A 17886-nucleotide genomic window follows, 5' to 3' on the forward strand; every position below is an offset into this window, starting at 1 on the left:
CAGAGAAGAAGGTTCAAAATCCTATCTCAATCTGCGTTCTATTCTTCACGGTTACAATCAGGACATACATAATTTCGCCTCTTTTGTAGAAGTCGGAACCATCAATACCATTCACAATCTTGTCATTGAAAATGTTGGTCTCTCATTTGTATACAAGTTTGTCGTACAGAAAAAACTGGATCGCGGTGTTATGAGCCAGATTTTTATTAACGATTTTAAAAGCAAAACCTTTATTAACTATGTATGGATGAAGAACAGCTTTTTCACTGAAAAAAACAGGGAATTCCTGGATATATGCAAACATTATCTTTCCAGTCTGGGAGATCTGAATTTATAAGAAGGAATGTGCCATGGCACATAGAACGAGGTTTCCTATGGCAGAAAACAGCCGCTCCGCAATCTTATTGATCGCGAAGCGGCTGTCGACACTTATGTTTTTGATAGTGGGTCTACGCAGATGCCAGCAGTCTTGATAAGAATGCCTTGGTCCGTTTATGCTGCGGGGCGGTAAAGATCTGCTCTGGCTTTCCTTCCCCAACCACATAGCCGTCTGCCATAAAGAGCACCCGGTCAGAAACATCACGGGCAAAGCCCATCTCATGGGTGACAATGACCATCGTCATTCCCGATTTTGCCAGCTCCTTCATGACGTTTAAAACCTCTCCGACCAGCTCTGGATCGAGTGCGGAGGTTGGTTCGTCAAAGAGGAGCGCTTTTGGCTGCATCTGTCCGCCGGAGAGAGTGACGGGCTTTACATTTCCTCCTCTTTTTCAGCTGTGCCCGCGGTAAGCCGGCACGTGATCAGTTGCCATATAAATAAAAACAAGGACGCATCCATCGTAAAAGAGATGCGCCCTTGCAATTATTTTCTGTTATGTTTATTCTGCTTTTCCTGAATTGATGCCAATTATACGTGCGGTTTTTCGATATGTCAACTGAAAAATCTGCCATTTGTGTTATATATTAAAAATTTTGTGTGATTTATATTAAAAAACGATATTGAAAGTGATTTGTTGGAAAAATTAAACAGAATGCGGTGATATATAAAAAAATATTCAGCGTATGATAAATATCTGATTTCGTACAAACACGACAATGAAAAAAGTGTAAAGTCAATTGAATTTATAGGATAAAATTCATATTTATGAAATAGCCGTGGCATGGAAACTTTGGAAAAACGCATTCCCCACCAGCGATAAACTCCGTTCCTTCCGTTTGACCAGACAGATACTTGAGTGGATCTGGGGCTGGGTGATGATCCGGCGGATCAGGGCGGGATCGGAATTTAAACAGAGGGCAGATTCAGGCGCGAGCGCGATGCCCAGCCCTTCGGACGCCCATAAAAGGGCGGTTCTGGCATCGTCGGCAATGCAGACGATGTTCGGTTCCAGCGCCTGTTCCTCAAAATATCCCAGAATCAGCGGCTGCCAGCGGCGGTAAAGGATGAGCGGCGCGCGGGTGAGGGCGGAGAGGGGAAGAGATGTGGGCGTATGGCTTTTTTGTGGTTCGGAAGCGTCGGATGCAGGCATAGGGTGGGAACTTTGAATCACAGAACCAGTATCGGATGGAGGAATGTCGGTCAGAAGGGCATTCGGGCATTCCTGGTAATGGCTCCAGATCATTTCGCGCCCGATCGCCAGAAATGCCTCCGGCGGCAGTGTCTGCATCTCCAGCCCGGCTTTGGCAAATGGCGTCCGGATCACGGCGAGGTCGATCTGGTTGGAGTGAAGCAGATCGAGCAGGTGGTAGGAATTGGACTCATGGAGTTCAAACAGGGCTTTGGGATAGGATCGCCGGAATGGGGCAAGATAATGCCGGGTCACAAATCGACGGCGGAGGAGATGATGCCAAGGCGCACAACGCCCTGAATCTCCTGTTTCTGTGCAGTCAGCTCCGTGCGGGCAGTCTGGCTCAGATCGAGGATCGCAAGCGCCCGGTCATAGAACGTCTTTCCGGCAGGTGTCAGGCGGATGTGGCGGGAACCGCGCTCAAACAGCGTCACGCCCAGTTCCGCCTCCAGAAGCTTCATCTGGTGGCTGAGCGGCGGTTGTGAGATATTCAGTTTTTTGGCTGCCTGGGAAATATTTCCCTCGTTGACGATGGTGGTGAAGTAGGATAACTGGCGAAGTTCCATAAATGCTCCTTCCTGTTCGGATTCGTTGGAAAACTGTGTATATGGCAGATATATTATATAACAAAATCCGATAGAATAACAGGCAAACTATATTTTTTCGATATACATTCTATATTCGAATGGTATTTTTCAGGCTCCTTGAATTCTGGTATGATACATAAGCAGGTATATACTGGAAATTCCAGAGAAATAAAAGTGTAGCAATAATACGGAAGGGAGTGGGCAGAAATGAAAGAACTGCTGGATATGTTTCTGACGTTTGCCAGAATCGGAGGGTTTACCTTCGGCGGCGGATATGCGATGCTGCCGATGCTGCAGAAAGAGGTAGTCAATGGACGCCATTGGGCGACGGATGAAGAATTGATGGATTACTACGCGATTGGTCAGTGTACACCGGGTATCATCGCGGTCAACACGGCGACGTTTGTCGGTTATAAAAATCGGGGGATTCCGGGGGCAATTGCGGCGACACTGGGAGTCATTGCACCGTCGCTTGTCATCATTATGATTATCGCGGCGTTTATCTCGAACTTTATTGAACTTAGCTTTGTGAGCAGCGCCTTTGCAGGCATCCGCGCCTGCGTCTGTGTGCTGATCGGCAGTGCGGTTGTCAAGCTGGCAAAGAAATCGCTGGTTGATAAAGGCGCGATCGCGATTGCGGCGGTTGTGTTTGTACTGTCACTGTTTACATCGGTTTCTCCGGCGCTTCTTGTTGTCGTGGCGGGTGTGATCGGGATTGTACTGAAGGGCGGAAAGGGGGAGAAGAAATGATGCTGATACTTGAATTATGCTTCCGCTTCTTCTGCTGCGGACTGTTTGCGGTCGGCGGCGGTCTGGCGACCCTCCCGTTCCTTTACAATATTTCCAAGGAGACAGGCTGGTATACCTTTAGTGACATTTCCAACATGATTGCTGTCTCCGAGTCCACACCGGGACCGATGGGCGTCAACATGGCGACCTACGTCGGCTTCCATATCAAGGGGATTCTCGGCGGCCTGGCGGCACCGCTTTCGCTGGTGCTTCCGTCCGTGATTATCATCATAATCATCTCGAAGATTCTCGATAGGTTTAAAGCATCCGCGATCGTACAGAATGCCCTCTATGGACTTCGCGCGGCATCCACCGCCCTGATTGCGGCAGCCGGTATCGGCGTGGCAAAGATAGCGTTCCTCCATGTCGGCGAGGATGGCAGCCTGGTGCTTTCCAAGCTGTTTTCCATCATCAACTGGAAGGCGATCGTACTGGCGCTTGCGATCTGGTACGGCTTAGTCAAATGGAAAAAGCACCCGATCTTCTACATCGTGGCGGCGGCTGTGATTGGAATCGTGTTCCAGTTCCACTAGGAAGATAGAAGAAAATAGAACCATTTCCAGAAGAGGTAGTGCAGTATCTGTATACTCTTTTGGGGTGGTTCTTTTTTTGTCATAGGAGGCTTCGACCTATGACAAAACGCTCTGCGGGATGCGTACTCACGCGAAGAAGAAACATGCCGCAAGCGGCCGCGCGAGAAGCCCGGATGTGTCAAGACACATGATTTGTTCATGGGACTTTCTTCATTTTACAGGAAATTGCGTCCTATAAAACAAAAAATACAAGAAAACGCGATCGTAAAGCGCAATAATAGTTAGAAACAGAACAAATAAAACAGAAATACACAACAATTACAAAAATATAATCAGATAAATAAAGAAAAATATGGAAAATAATTAGAAATAATGCTTGACAAAATGAAAATTATCTAGTAAAATAAAACCATCAAAAGAAACAGAGATAACCCCAACAAACGGTTACCATAGTTTCTAGGACGAAATAAGGAACAAGGAGGACGGTCCAATGGGATAGTTACTTACTAAAAAACATGATCATGGTTTTAAAAACCGAATTTATCAAATAAATAAAAAGATAAAAATCGGTATCGATGGAATCCATCATCATACAATCTCTAAAAGAGTTTACATAGATACATGTAATCAAAGGAGGAGATTCATATGAAAGGAAGAGGTCCATAGCACATTTAAAACAAAATATAAAAGAAAGAGAGGTTATATAGTGAAACTTCGGGATATTTCATAAAAGAGCTGTCTGATGACGAGAAAGTCGGACAGCTCTTTTTTTGTGCAATAGGAAATTCCTTGGAATTCCCCATTACACAAAAAGGCACATTCTTTGTTTTGTTTACAAAAAATCGAAGCAAGCGCAGCAGAAAGGTTGACGAATGAAGTCAAAAAGGATATTCTGGAGAATGAAAATTATATACATTACAAAATGAAGGGAATTGTTGGAGGTATCTATTTAAAATGAATGAAAACAACATGGTCATTAAAGACGCCAGAACATTGGGTCTGCCGAAGATGCTGCTTTTAGGTTTGCAGCATATGTTCGCGATGTTCGGCGCAACGATCCTGGTGCCGATTCTGGTCAATACCTATTTTGAGGGAGAGGGACTTTCGATTCAGGTAACGCTGATGTGTGCGGGTCTGGGAACACTGTTTTTCCATGCCTGCTCTAAGTTAAAAGTCCCGGCATTCCTTGGTTCCTCATTCGCATTCCTCGGTGGATTTGCGACGGTGGCAAATTTGGACAGCGGTATTTTTGCAGATATGACGATGGGCGAGAAATTGCCATATGCCTGCGGTGGTATCGTGGTAGCTGGTGCGCTGTACCTGATTCTGGCGCTGATCATCAAGCTGGCAGGCGTGGAGCGTGTCATGCACTATCTGCCGCCGGTTGTGACAGGTCCGATCATCATATGTATCGGTCTTTCGCTGGCGCCGTCCGCAATTGCCAACGCATCGACAAACTGGCTGATTGCGTTGATTGCGCTGGGAACCATCATCATTTTTAATATCTGGGGCAAGGGAATGTTCAAGATCATTCCGATTCTGATGGGCGTTGTGATCTCCTATGCAGCGGCGGCAGTTTTCCAGATGATGGGAATGACAAACCCGGACGGAAGTGCGATCCTGAATTTCTCAGAGGTAGCGACGGCTTCCTGGGTCGGACTTCCTCCGTTCCAGCTGTGCAAATTTGACCCGACGGCGGTCATGGTAATGGCGCCGATCGCGCTTGCGACGATGATGGAACATATCGGCGATATGTCGGCGATCTCCGCGACGGTCGGAGAAAATTTCCTTGCGGATCCGGGACTGCACCGGACGCTGGTCGGCGATGGTATCGCAACATCTCTGTCGGCACTCGTTGGCGGTCCTGCCAATACGACTTACGGTGAAAATACGGGCGTTCTGGAATTAAGCCGTGTTCATGACCCGCGTGTCATCCGGATTGCAGCTGTCTTTGCTGTGATTCTGAGCTTTATTCCGAAGATGGCAGACGTCATCGGTTCGATGCCGTCTGCTATCATCGGCGGCGTTAGTTTCATGCTATACGGTATGATCTCCGCGATCGGTGTCCGCAACGTGGTCGAAAACCAGGTGGATTTAACCAAATCCCGGAATCTGGTAATCGCTGCGGTGATTCTGGTCTGCGGGCTGGGATTCTCCGACGGTCTGACCTTTGAGGCGGCAGGAACTTCGGTTACTCTGACAGGTCTTGCGATCGCAGCGATTGCGGGCGTTCTGCTCAACGTGATTCTTCCGGGTAATGATTACCAGTTCGGCAAGAATTTACAGGGCGACATCAACCGCGGTGTGGCGATCAATCCGAATCCGAAGAAACGGCAGGAATAAAAAATATAAAAATTTTCAGTCCTAAAATTGGGACGAACCATTTCAGATGTATAATCCGCCTGCATTTCCACATACTACCCATAAGACACACGATATGGCAAACGTGGTATGCAGGAGGAAGAATCATGAAAGCTACAGGAATTGTGAGAAGAATCGATGATCTGGGTCGCGTTGTCATCCCGAAAGAGATACGCCGGACGCTGCGCCTCGGGAAGGGACGCCGCTTGAGATATTCACGGACCGCGAGGGCGAGATTATATTGAAAAAATATTCACCGATGGTGGAGCTGGCGGCATTTGCCGTGCAGTACGCGGAGGCGATGGCGCAGTCCACGGGGCTGATGGTCTGCATCGCGGACCGGGATCAGATCATCGCGGTATCCGGGGGACCAAAGAAGGAATATTACCAGAAGACGATCAGCCGGGCGCTGGAGCTGGCAGTCTCCGAACGTCAGAATATCTGTGCGGCGCGGGGAGAAAAAGCATTTATCCCGATTACCTCGGATGAGGTGGAGGAGAGCAGCGCCGAGGTGATTGTGCCGATTTTGAGCGAGGGAGATGCGATCGGGGCGGTGATTCTCCTCAGCCGGGAGGCAAAGCAGGCGCTTGGAGGGGCGGAGATGAAGCTGGCAGCGACGGCAGCCGGATTCCTGGGACGTCAGATGGAAGGATAAAAAAGATAAATGAGATAAATCTGCCTGGAAACAGGCGGTGAGAGAAAAAAGAAGACGGGATCGATGGAAAACGTAAAGAGAGATAAAACTCCTGGGCGGTTGTCCATCGATCCTGTTTTTGATAGTCCTGTATTTGATAAAAACTGGTATTTGATATAACAGATATATCGAAAAGCAGACGAAAGCGCAAGGAAGTTCACAGATACTCCATGATTTTTCACAGAAAAAACACAGCAAGGCGCACGACAAACGCATGAGTAAATAAATTGTGAACACGCCCCCTTTTTTGTTAAAATTAAGAAAGAGAGGTTATATAGTGAAACTTCGAGAGATTTCATAAAAGAGCTGTCTGATGACGAGAAAGTCGGACAGCTCTTCTTTATGCCTCAATGCGTTTATGTGTGCAGAGGAAAGGGTTCTGCTGTTATTTTTTTGCTTTGACACGGTCTCCGCGCTCTGGAAGCAGAAAGATACAGATTAAAGAACTGATAAACAGCATGCTTGGATAGAACAGAAGCGGCATGACCTCAAAGGCAGACAGTTCATAGCCCAGCTCATGAACCGCCGATAATGCTACCAGCATCTGAGCACCGTAAGGCAGGATTCCCTGGGAGATACAGGAAAAGGTATCCAGAAGGGAGGCTGTCTTTCTGGCACTGATGCCATAATCTTCAGAAATTTCCTTTGCAATAGGGTTGGCCATAACGATAGCTACTGTGTTATTGGCAGTTGCGATATCCAGCAGGGTAACTAAAAGGCCGACACCAAACTGACCACCGCGTTTTCCACGGAAAATGCGATGAATAACGTTAAGAAGAACGTCGAAGCCACCGTTTTCACGGATCAGTGCACACATAGCTGCAACTAAGATGGCAACCATACTGGTCTCAAACATGCCGGAAGTGCCGGAACCCATGTTGGTAAGCATTTCCCAGGGAGTAGTCTGGCCGGAGCCCAGCATAATGATGGCACCGGATACGATTCCGACTAACAGAACGACAAATACCTGAATACCGGCAATGCCGCCTGCTAATACCAGAAGATAGGGGATCAGCTGAATCAGGTTGTATGGTTTTATGATGGCAGCTCCCGGATCCTGATGGAAGGAAACGACCAGGATAAGTGCCAGGGAAGCGATGGCAGCCGGAAGTGCGATGCCGAAGTTCTCACGGAATTTATCCTTCATAGCACATCCCTGACCGTTGCAGGCTGCGATGGTTGTATCGGAGATGAAAGAGAGATTATCTCCAAACATGGCACCGCCGATGACAGATGCGACGCAAAGGGCCAGAGAGAAACCAGAGGTCTCAGATACGGCAGTGGCAATCGGAACGATCAGGGTGATGGTTCCAACGGAGGTTCCCATGGAGGTAGAGACAAAGCACGCTACCACAAAGAGAACAGCAACGGAAAAACGGGCCGGGATAAGAGACAGCATCAGATAAGCAACGCTTTCAGCACTGCTTCGTCCTACGACACCGACAAAGGTTCCGGCTGTCAGGAAGATGAGAAGCATGGTGATGATGTTCTTATCTCCGATGCCTTGCCCCATCAGCTCCAGTTTCCGGTCAAAGGAAGAGAACGGTTCTGGAAACAGGCCGTCAGGATCGCAAGCATAAATGCGACAACAATCGGAATGTTGTAAAAGCCCATCGGGATCTTCATGATATATTCTGACCAGATTCCTAGCCCCAGATAAAAGATCAGAAATACAGCGATAGGCAGAAGGGAAGATAGTTTTTGCTTTTTCATAATAATTTTCAGCCTTTCTATATGTTTGCCGTAATAGGCCGGATATACATTATTTGATCTTACCATAAGAATGGGATTCAGGCAAGTAAAGAAGACAGTGTAACTGTAATGAAAAGGTTGGCGAAAGCCTGTAAAAACGATATTCTGAAAGATGGAGAAAAGCATGCAAAAACGATAGAAAATATGATCGGAAATGAGATAAAAGCACAAGGGATTTCACAGATACTACACGGGTTTTCACCAAAAAATCACAGTGTGAAGTGCTTGCGTGTGCTTCACACTGTGATTTTGGCGATGCTTCGCATTTAAAATCGGAAAAATCTGCAGCCTAAACGGCATCGTACGGAATTTTCAGTTTAGAAAATTTCTATTTGCGAGTCGTAACGATTGTCGGTTCGGAATGTGAGGAAAAGTGCAAAAAACCTTGACAAAGCAAGGAGAAATGTATATAAATGTAAAGTAAGATTTGCGGGCATGTACGAAGAAAACTAAGAGGATTCATGTGCAAAGATATAAGCTAGGAGGAATATACGATGAACAAGACAGAATTAATCGCAGTTGTAGCTGAGAAAGCAGAGCTTTCCAAGAAAGACGCAGAGAAGGCAATCAAGGCTTTCACAGATGCAGTATCCGAGGAACTGGTTAAGGGCGGAAAGATTCAGCTGGTTGGCTTTGGTACTTTTGAGGTAGCTGAGAGAGCAGCTAGAGAGGGAAGAAACCCGAAGACCGGCGAGACCATGCCGATCGCAGCTTCCAAGACTCCGAAGTTCAAAGCTGGTAAAGCATTAAAGGATATGGTAAACGCATAATTATCTCAGACATATATGTGTGACAGACAGCCCTTCGTGATAAAATATCATGGAGGGCTTTAGTATTATAGGAGCGAAGGGATTCCGCCAGGATGAAAGTGCCCTGCAAGGGGCTATGGAAAGGAAAAATATGAGGCTAGATAAGTATTTGAAAGTGTCCCGCATCATCAAGAGAAGAACCGTAGCCAATGAAGCGTGTGACAGCGGACGAGTGATGCTGAATGATAAAGTGGCAAGAGCCAGCGCGGAGGTCAAGGTTGGGGATGTGATTGAAATTGCTTTCGGCAATAAATCGGTGAAGGTCCGCGTTACAAGCGTACAGGAGACCATCCGCAAGGAAGATGCCAAAGAAATGTTTGAATACCTGTAAAAATCCAAGAGACGTCAGTAAAAGGCGCGGAGGACGAAATGCCAAGAAATATAGAGCGGGATGAAAAAGAGGCGATGCGCCGGAAAGAACAGCTGATGGAAGCTGGATTCAGGCTGTTTTCGCAATATGGGATCGAGAATGTCAGTTTACAGAGGGTGGCGGACGCTGCGGAAGTGGGCGTTGCGACCCTATATAACTATTATCAGACGAAGGTCAAGCTTGTGATAGCGATCAGCGGAAAAATCTGGGGCGATCTCTGGAAGGAGATTCTGGAAGAAAAGGGACCGGAGATATTTGAATCATTCACGGCGTATCAGTACATTGAGTTTTATACGGACCAGATCATCCGGATTTACCGGGAACGCCCGGAAATACTCCGGTTCAGTAATAACTATAAAAACTTTATCTCCCGGGAGAAAGTCAAGGGGGAAGCGCTGGCTGAACATCTGGATGTTTTGAAGCCGGCAGGAGCGCTGTATCATAAGTTCTATGAGCAGGCGAGGAGCGATAAAAGCATCCGGACCGATATCCCGGAGCAGCAGTTATTTACAAGCGTTGCGATTGCGATGCTGGCGGTGGCTGAGCGCTATGCACAGGGAATTGTGTGGGCGGACGATCACAAGGAAGACCACACGCAGGAACTGGAATTTTTAAAAGGAATGCTCCTGACATGGTGCAGAACCCCGGAGAACCTGGGAAAACAATGATATAAAGAAGGGAAATAAAAAAAGAAGTCAAGAGAATGAGGTGCCCCCTCAAAGTTAGACTTTTACGAGACGACTTCGGTCGTCTCGTTTTTCTTTATGCGCTTAAAAGAACAGATTCTGTCTTGAATTTGTGAGAGTTGATTATTATAATATAAATATAGTGACGACTCATTTGTGTATACACACTTTATGACGGATAATCAACATTTCGAGAATGAGAGGAAAAAGCGTATGAGAAGGAGAAAAAGAAGAATCCTGGCAGCAGGAATGGTGGTAGTGATAACGTGCAGTTCATATGGCTCTGTGCCTAGAGTTTATGCGAACACGAATTTTTATCAGATCAGGGAGATCGAGAGTTTATCGGAACAGGTTCTGTATCAGAAAGTTCCCTATGGCACCCGGTATCAGGATCTGGAGATGCCGGACAGCATAGACGTTTTTGTCAGCGGGGGGGGGCAAACCGAAGATGTGCCTGACGCAGGGAGCGATGAGAATGTAGCAGCGTTTGCCAACCGCACAAATGATGATGCCGTGCTGGAAAAGACGGACAGTGAAGAGAATGGAGAAAAAGAAGATACCGAAGGAAAAGATACCGAAGGAAAAGATGCCGGAGAGAATAGCAAAGACAAAAGCGAAGGTGGAGAGGGCTTAGAGAAAGCGGAATCCGGTTCAGGTGAACAGGGAGATTCTGGGAAAGATGGAAATTCGGCGGAAAATGGGGACTCTCAGGATGAAAATGCAAATCCGGGGAACGGTGAATCCGATGAGAAAGACGATTCCGGTAAGACAGATTCCGGTTCTTCGGGTGGAAATGCCGATTTGAATGAAGATGCCGATTCTTCGAATGGAAAAACGGATGAATCGAAGGAAGATGTCAAGACGGATGAGAAAACCGAGGAAGAGATTGACGAAAAGGAAGGTTTCTGGCGAAAAGTAAGGGTGCGCTGGGTTCTGGATGAAGAAGAGAGCCAGGCATCCCGTTATGATGGGGAAAATCCGGGCATCTACCTGTTCCGTGCAGAGCTGAAAAGCAGCAATTATGAGGTAGATGAGGACGAACTTCCGGTGATCCAGATCACGGTCCTGGAAGAAGAGCAGGTGAAAACAACGCTGGAATTTGTACCGTTGGAAGAATCGATCACCGATCAGATTCTCCCGCTTGGAAGCAAAGAATCCGATATCCAGTTCCCGGAGACTCTTACCGTGCGTGAGACGATGGGAGAAGAAACCACCGAGCGGACTTTGTCGGGTATCACGTGGAAACTGGATGCAGAAAACAGCGACTATTCTGAATTTCGGGGCGGACTGGCACCGGAGGACTATTTTGACCGCTTCGATGAGGACGGTGAACCAGAAGAAACTGAAGAAAAGACCTGGGAGGCTACGATAAAGCCAATGAAGAATACAATGGGGCGATCTATACCTATATTCCGGTGATTCCGGAAAGCGAAGAGATACCGGAAGACACTGCTTTGCCGGAGATCCATGTGCAGGTGGGAGACGCGGGGATTGCGTTGTATGCAGATGAAGGAATCACGGGAAAAGGTACGAAAGAGTATCCCTATGTGATTTGTAATGTAAAACAGTGGTTTACTGTTATGGGTAAAAACCAAAAGAATCAATATAATGGAAATCAATCCTCTGGTGTAAGTAAATATATTAGATTGGGGGCTGATATCGATCTAAGCGGTGAGTCGTGGGAGTCAAGAACACTAACGGCTGGTTTAGATGGTAATGGATATGAGCTGAGTGGAATTTCGCAGCCGTTGTTTAATGTTTTGGCGGGAACTGTTAAAAATTTGATTTTGTCCAATGTGACCATTACGGGAGATGGAAAGCATGTAGGAGCGATTGCGAGAACTGTAGGTGCTGATTCGCAGATTGAAAATTGTTATATCAGTGGCAGTCTTGCTACTACAGGAAATTGTGCCGCAGGTGGATTAATTGGACAGGTTCAGTCGGGGACGCTGGAAATTCAAAATTGTATTGTTAATGCAGAGATTGAAAACAAAGATAATAATAATAGGGAGTCTTTAGCTGGAGGCTTGGTTGGTTCGGTTAAAGTGAAAAATGGCACGCAGTTGAATATTATGAACTGTATTGCAATGGGAAGTGTTTCGACAAATTCAGGTCGCGGTGCAGGTGGATTAGTTGGTGGACAAGGAAAAACAGTTACAATTAATAAGAGCGCAGCATTGCAAGAAGAGATTTCCACAAACAGTTCGCAATACTATGTAGATAGAATTTTTGGCTATTTCGGTGATTATCAAGTTCATGTAGTTGGTGGACGAAATTTCGCCTATCAGGGTATGAGGGTTAAATGTGGTGAAACCCTTCTTGATAAAGAGAATGATAAAGATAGAAAATGGCCAGAGTTGCATCGTGGCGAGAGTGTTTTCAAACCAGACCTTTTAACAACCAATTTCTGGAAAAACACGATTGGCTGGGGAAGTGATGCGGAAAACTGGGAATTTGCCGCTAATCAGCTTCCGACGCTAAAGATGCAAAGAGATAATAAAGAAGTAATTATATTCTCCGGCGCAGACATACCAGAGTATCTTGAGGCAACCGAGACAAAAACAGGCTCAGTAAAGTCTGGAGAAACCGGAATCGCAGGCGCAGAGATTACTTTTAAGAAGGGCAGCAGCGAGAAAAAGGCGACAACAGGTTCAGATGGAACCTTTAGCATAGATCTTGCCAATGGAGACTATGACGTAACGATCAAAAAGACCGGATATATTACGGTTAGGACAACAGTTACGATTTCGGATGCCGATTTAGAAGCTCTTAATTTCACCATGGAAACAAACCCGGTTTCCATGCTTTCGGGACAAACTGTGACAGGAACTTTCCAGACAACCGATGCGGACACTGTCACGGCAGATGGAAAAATTGCGCTTACGTATACCAGAAATGAAGATTTACAGGCGGGGGATTTTAAACTTTCATCCGAGGAAGATGGAACGGAGTATGACGGAGTTACAATTCTTGGAGTGGACAATACAGAAAATGAAAGCGGTATAAAGATTCAATTTGCTAAATCGCTGAATCTTGGCAATACGAATAAAATAACCTTATATGTCCATTACAAGGGAAGTTCGATTGGTTCAATTGTGCTGAAAAAAAAGGTGAATCTTGTTCAGCTTGCGGCGCCTGCGGATGTCAAATGGGATGAGACAGTAAAAGGAAAGGCCGTCTGGAGTTCGGTTGCGTATGCATCGGGCTATAAAGTACAGCTCTATAAGGATGGTTCAGCACTGGGGGTTCCGGTTACACTTGGGGCGGGTGAAACCGGTTACGATTTTACCGCCCAGATTGCAGAGAGCGGAATCTATACGTTTGGAGTCCGGGCAACGGGAGATGGTTCAACCTATGGTGACAGCGAGGAGGCGACGAGTGGAACCTATGTATTTTCCGAGCAGACCTTAGAGAATGTCAAAACAGCGGCACAGGCAGCGCTGCAGGCGATGACGGTGACAAATGGGACAACAGCGGAAGAAATTTTGCAGGTTGTACAGAACGTTATCACAAATCAAAAAATTCATGCGGACTGGTCCGCTGAAGAAGGGTTCCATCTAACACCAGCAACGGATGGCAAAGAACCGGGACAAAACGGAAGTATCACGGGAATGATTGTTTTGAGCGATACCTCTGAGGGCGCGTCAACAGAAACAATCGAAATAAATCTTCCAATCGCGGCGAAGTATGCAATTACCTTTGCATCCGGACGCCAGGATTCACAGGGAGATGCGCCGACCCTGGGAAATGCCGCAGCCGGAACTGTGATTACGCTTCCGGAGAATACCTTTAAGGTATATGGCATGAATTTTAAAGGCTGGAGTGACGGAAGTACTACATATGCCAGCGGTGCAGATTATACAATGCCAAATAGAAATGTAGCATTTAAGGCGGTATGGGTGCAGGATCAGTGGGATGGAATAACGGCTGTGGAACCGACCAAAGACGAACATGGTTATTATCAAATTAGTACAGGGGCAGAGCTTGCGTATTTTAGAGATACGAAGATTTCAAACTGGAAAGCGAAACTGATGTGCGATATTGATATGGGCGGTCACGAGTTTACTTCGATTCCTAATGCCGGAGCTGAATTTGATGGATGCGGACATATGATTCGAGGCTTGAATGCGGTCGGCGAAGTTTATGTGGGATTGTTTCGAGCAATTTCTTCGAATTGTGAAATTAAGAATCTGACCATAGAAAATGCGGTGGTTAAAGCTTCCCGCGATGGGGCGAGAGTCGGCATCCTGGTTGGTGATGTATATGGTTCTCTGACGGTAGAAAATTGTTACGTCAGTGGAACAATCGAAACTGCAGATGGAACGAATAAGATTGAATCGGCAGGTGGTTTGATTGGAAATGTAAGGGGGAAGTATAATTATTCGGTAAATATTAAGTCCTGCTATGCAGATGCTGAAATCAAGGGAACCGCCAGCAGTGGCTTTGCAGGTGGTTTGGTCGGTTGGACCGGTGGAAGTACAACAATTGACAACAGCTATGCAGTTGTGGATATGGACATTGAAGCGGGAAATTCTATTGGTGGACTGGTAGGATGCGGAAATGACAGTAAAGTAAAGATCTCCCACAGCTACGCGGCAGGCGAAGCCCTGACAAAAAATCCCATTGGCGCATCCGTGGCAGGCATTTCCGCCAACGGTTCGATTTCCTCTTGTGTCAGCATTTTCCCGGAGATGCGATCGCTCAACCGGATTGGCGGAACAACGGGAAGCTGCCGGGATAACTACGGCTTTGCCGGCACAGTTGCGAGAAAATCAGATGGAACGATTTTGACCCCGGATCCAGATACGATGGGGGCAGACAAGCTATATGGAGCGGACGCAACGGCGGAAGACCTGAAAGATCCGGAATTTTATAAAAAGCTGGGCTGGAATTTTGATTCTACCTGGACGATGGATTCAACCGGCGAGTATGCTTTCCCGATTCTGAAAAACCAGACTTTACGTCCGGATCTGACGCTGGATCTGACACCTTCGGTTACCGGAATTACGCTGGATAAGACCAATGAGACGATTTACCCGAGAGGAAGCGTCCAGCTCACTGCGACCGTCGATGTGGCAAACGGAGCGTCCAGAGATGTGGAATGGAAAAGCAGTGATCCGGCAGTCAAGGTAGAGGACGGACGGGTAACTGCTGCGGATGTGGCAAAAGCGGGAACCTATACGATCACAGCCACCAGCGTGGCGGATCCTTCCAAGGAGGCAGTATGCAATCTGACAGTTGATACGGCGGAACACACCGTTACAGTAGAACGGGAGAATACGATAAACTCCCCGAATGCAGTCGTGAAAGCGTATGCATCCATGGATGATGCAAAAAAGGGAACAAATCCAATTTCTACGACAGGTAGTGAAACTAGTACATTTACATTTTCACAGAAAGCCGGAGAAAAAGTTTACCTTGCATTTACGGGTCTGGATCGGGATGATATCGTAAGCAAAGTAACAATTACCGATGCAAATGGTTCAAAGGTGGATGCGACTCTGTGCAATTTTGAAGATCCAACGGTATATTATTTTACAATGCCGTGCTCAAATGCTTCGGTGGAGGTTTCTTATGCAGTAAACTTAAATGCAACCCAGTATACCTGGTTCGTAGGACAGGAATGGGGTACCTGGGGAACGACGGCAGCCTTTGAAACCAAAGAGTGGAGTGGAGGGGATCATATTGGCTCTCTGGAAGTAACAAAGATTATCAATGGCAAGCTGTTTAAAGAATTTAATATAAAATCAATGTCGCTGTATAAGAAAGGTTCAGTTACACCGAACAAGGTAAATAGTAGAGCAGAACTTAAAAAGAACGGCGATTATTACATCGAAAAAGATAATACAACCGGTCTCCCGACTCTCTATGTATACTTAGATGGACCGGGCATGGTAGCTGTGGATATCGAGGTCCAGGATGATCTGAATGCAGTATTTTCAATTACGCAGAAGCCGGAAAGCAGTTCTTATTATACGCTGGACAAGCCTACGGCAAAAGCCGGGGAGCTGGTAACGGCGACCTTGACAGATGCAGGTGTTGAGCAGATGAAGGAGATGCAGAACAAGAATGCATGCCTTACATACAGCGGTGGTTTACTTATAGTTGTTTACCCGCCGAAATTTACCGAATCAGGCGGCAAATGGACCGCTTCCTTTAAGATGCCGGCGCAGGATGTTGAGACACATGTGTATTTTGGGGACAAAGATAAGGTTACACTGAATGGTACGGATAAAGAGGTTGATTACGATGGCACGCCGAAGTCTGTTGGGGATGGAATTCAGGCAACCATAGGCGAATATGATCTTTCGGAACAGTTTCAGGGTCAGTATGAGGTGCACTATGAAGGTGTGAACGGAACCGTTTATTCCAGCATGACACCGCCGATCAATGCGGGAACGTATTCCTGTAGGATTAAGATCCCGGACAGTAACGTAAATTATAAGAGTGATCCGATTACAGTGCGCCTGACGATCAAAAAAATAGCAACAAAGACCCCGAAAGCACCCCAGGCAGCAGCGTGGACAGACACCAGCGTGACCCTGAAAGCACCGTCTACATTTGTGGATGGAACCGCGATTCCGGCAGGATATGAACTGGAATACTGCGTGGATCAGGGAGAATGGCAGGATTCACCAGTATTTACCGGGCTGATGCCGGAAACGACTTACAATTTCTATGTGAGACTCAAAGAAGGTGTCAATACGACGGCATCCGCAGCCAGCGAGGCGGTAACGGTCCAGACAAAGAAAGCATCGTCTGACCCGTCCAATCCGACGAAACCCAACCCGTCGAACCCGAATCCATCGACCCCAGGCAATCCGCAGGGAACGACCACTTCCGGCCGCGACAGAAGTACCAGCACATGGGTAAAAGAGAGCACCGGATGGCGTTACCGCCTGTCAAATGGTACATATCTGTCCGGAAGCCTGGTTCTGGATCCGGTGACCGGCAGACAGGTTGAACAGGTTGTGTGGAAACAGCTCCGGGGCGCATGGTGGGCGTTTGGAGCCGATGGATATATCCGGACAGGCTGGGTCTATGATTACAGCGCAGGCAAATGGTACTATGTGGACGAAAACACAGGCATGCGGACGGGCTGGTATCTGGATCCGCAGGACGGCAGATGGTATTATCTGGATCCGGCAACGGGAGAGATGCTGACGGAGTGGCAGCTGATTCCGGATTTAGGCTATGTATACTTAAATCCGTATGCACCGCAGCCGACCTGGGCGTATGATGAAGCATTAAAAACCTGGGTTTACATGGAGGGCGCAGGACGTCCATACGGCTCCCTTTATATGGCTGAGTGGACACCGGACGGCTATTATGTAAATGCAGACGGTGTCTGGGAACCAGCCAGATAATCATTCATAAACCTGAAAACCTCCCAATATATTTAACAGTAGGCAGCTATAGGTTGGAAATATTGGGAGGTTTTTTGCATGGAAGAAAAATTGAATGCCAGACCTCACAAGCTGGAGCTTCTGAACCGGGAAAAGGGGAATGTGACGGGGATCCAGGATGTGGTGTCATTTGATGAGAACCAGATGATTCTCGATACAGACATGGGGCTTCTGACGGTGCGTGGGAAGGCGCTGCATGTGAGCCGTCTGACGCTGGAAAAGGGCGAAGTGGATATTGAGGGCGAGTTTGAGAGCTTTTCGTATTCTTCTAACGAGTCCCGCCGGAAATCGCAGGAGTCGTTCTTTGGACGGCTGTTCCGTTAGGCGGTGG

Annotated in this window: 13 protein-coding genes and 3 pseudogenes; 11 read left to right on the forward strand and 5 right to left on the reverse strand. The window is 47.1% G+C overall.

The window, feature by feature from the left end:
* Positions 1–337, forward strand: a pseudogene (locus DWX91_RS16945) (LysR family transcriptional regulator); the annotation flags it as partial.
* Between the two features lie 112 nt (positions 338–449).
* Here DWX91_RS16945 and DWX91_RS13510 read toward each other — a convergent pair.
* The 3 genes and pseudogenes from DWX91_RS13510 to DWX91_RS13520 form a co-directional block, all read right to left on the reverse strand.
* Positions 450–725 (reverse strand): annotated as a pseudogene (locus DWX91_RS13510) (peptide ABC transporter ATP-binding protein); the annotation flags it as partial.
* 417 nt (positions 726–1142) lie between these two features.
* Complete coding sequence (locus tag DWX91_RS13515) at positions 1143–1823, reverse strand: LysR family transcriptional regulator substrate-binding protein (RefSeq protein ID WP_118539227.1); 681 nt, start codon at positions 1821–1823, stop codon at positions 1143–1145.
* A complete protein-coding gene (locus DWX91_RS13520) occupies positions 1820–2134 on the reverse strand; it encodes a LysR family transcriptional regulator (RefSeq protein ID WP_118539229.1) in 315 nt (104 codons plus the stop codon). The genes DWX91_RS13515 and DWX91_RS13520 overlap by 4 nt, the downstream gene beginning before the upstream one ends.
* Before the next feature lie 228 nt (positions 2135–2362).
* Here DWX91_RS13520 and DWX91_RS13525 point away from each other — a divergent pair, with 228 nt between their 5' ends.
* The 4 genes and pseudogenes from DWX91_RS13525 to spoVT all read left to right on the forward strand — a co-directional run bounded on the left by DWX91_RS13525 (position 2363) and on the right by spoVT (position 6493).
* The gene (locus DWX91_RS13525; protein ID WP_118473053.1) at positions 2363–2905 is read left to right on the forward strand and encodes a chromate transporter; all 543 of its coding nucleotides are present in this window, start codon (positions 2363–2365) and stop codon (positions 2903–2905) included.
* Complete coding sequence (locus tag DWX91_RS13530) at positions 2902–3477, forward strand: chromate transporter (RefSeq protein WP_243017871.1); 576 nt, start codon at positions 2902–2904, stop codon at positions 3475–3477. The genes DWX91_RS13525 and DWX91_RS13530 overlap by 4 nt, the downstream gene beginning before the upstream one ends.
* A gap of 954 nt (positions 3478–4431) precedes the next feature.
* Complete coding sequence (locus tag DWX91_RS13535) at positions 4432–5820, forward strand: uracil-xanthine permease family protein (protein WP_118473054.1); 1389 nt, start codon at positions 4432–4434, stop codon at positions 5818–5820.
* 125 nt (positions 5821–5945) lie between these two features.
* Positions 5946–6493: pseudogene (gene spoVT, locus DWX91_RS13540) on the forward strand (stage V sporulation protein T).
* 424 nt (positions 6494–6917) lie between these two features.
* Here spoVT and DWX91_RS13545 read toward each other — a convergent pair.
* Positions 6918–8045 (reverse strand): Na+/H+ antiporter NhaC family protein, encoded by a 1128-nt coding sequence (locus DWX91_RS13545; RefSeq protein ID WP_347475082.1) that lies wholly within the window; start codon positions 8043–8045, stop codon positions 6918–6920.
* Entirely contained in the window at positions 8045–8245 is a 201-nt protein-coding gene (locus DWX91_RS18235) for a hypothetical protein (RefSeq protein WP_347475081.1), read from the reverse strand. Before DWX91_RS18235 ends, DWX91_RS13545 begins: the two co-directional genes overlap by 1 nt.
* A 533-nt stretch (positions 8246–8778) precedes the next feature.
* Here DWX91_RS18235 and DWX91_RS13555 point away from each other — a divergent pair.
* From DWX91_RS13555 to yabP, 6 genes are all read left to right on the forward strand, one after another.
* Positions 8779–9054: an HU family DNA-binding protein gene (locus DWX91_RS13555; RefSeq protein ID WP_022360642.1), complete on the forward strand. Its 276-nt coding sequence runs from the start codon at positions 8779–8781 to the stop codon at positions 9052–9054.
* A gap of 130 nt (positions 9055–9184) precedes the next feature.
* Positions 9185–9424, forward strand: coding sequence for an RNA-binding S4 domain-containing protein (locus DWX91_RS13560; RefSeq protein WP_022360641.1), 240 nt, complete (start codon positions 9185–9187; stop codon positions 9422–9424).
* A 38-nt stretch (positions 9425–9462) separates the two neighbouring features.
* Positions 9463–10131, forward strand: coding sequence for a TetR/AcrR family transcriptional regulator (locus tag DWX91_RS13565; protein ID WP_117796661.1), 669 nt, complete (start codon positions 9463–9465; stop codon positions 10129–10131).
* A gap of 231 nt (positions 10132–10362) precedes the next feature.
* Positions 10363–11568: a hypothetical protein gene (locus DWX91_RS13570; RefSeq protein WP_118539233.1), complete on the forward strand. Its 1206-nt coding sequence runs from the start codon at positions 10363–10365 to the stop codon at positions 11566–11568.
* 35 nt (positions 11569–11603) lie between these two features.
* Positions 11604–17516 carry a ZmpA/ZmpB/ZmpC family metallo-endopeptidase-related protein gene (locus tag DWX91_RS13575; protein WP_147354411.1) on the forward strand — a complete coding sequence of 1971 codons (5913 nt, stop codon included), beginning with the start codon at positions 11604–11606 and terminating at the stop codon, positions 17514–17516.
* A 78-nt stretch (positions 17517–17594) separates the two neighbouring features.
* Positions 17595–17879: a sporulation protein YabP gene (gene yabP / locus DWX91_RS13580; protein ID WP_118473057.1), complete on the forward strand. Its 285-nt coding sequence runs from the start codon at positions 17595–17597 to the stop codon at positions 17877–17879.
* The last annotated feature ends 7 nt before the right edge of the window (positions 17880–17886 follow it).

The organism is Clostridium sp. AF22-10, assembly GCF_003478725.1.
Taxonomy (GTDB): Bacteria; Bacillota; Clostridia; order Lachnospirales; family Lachnospiraceae; genus Otoolea; species Otoolea fessa.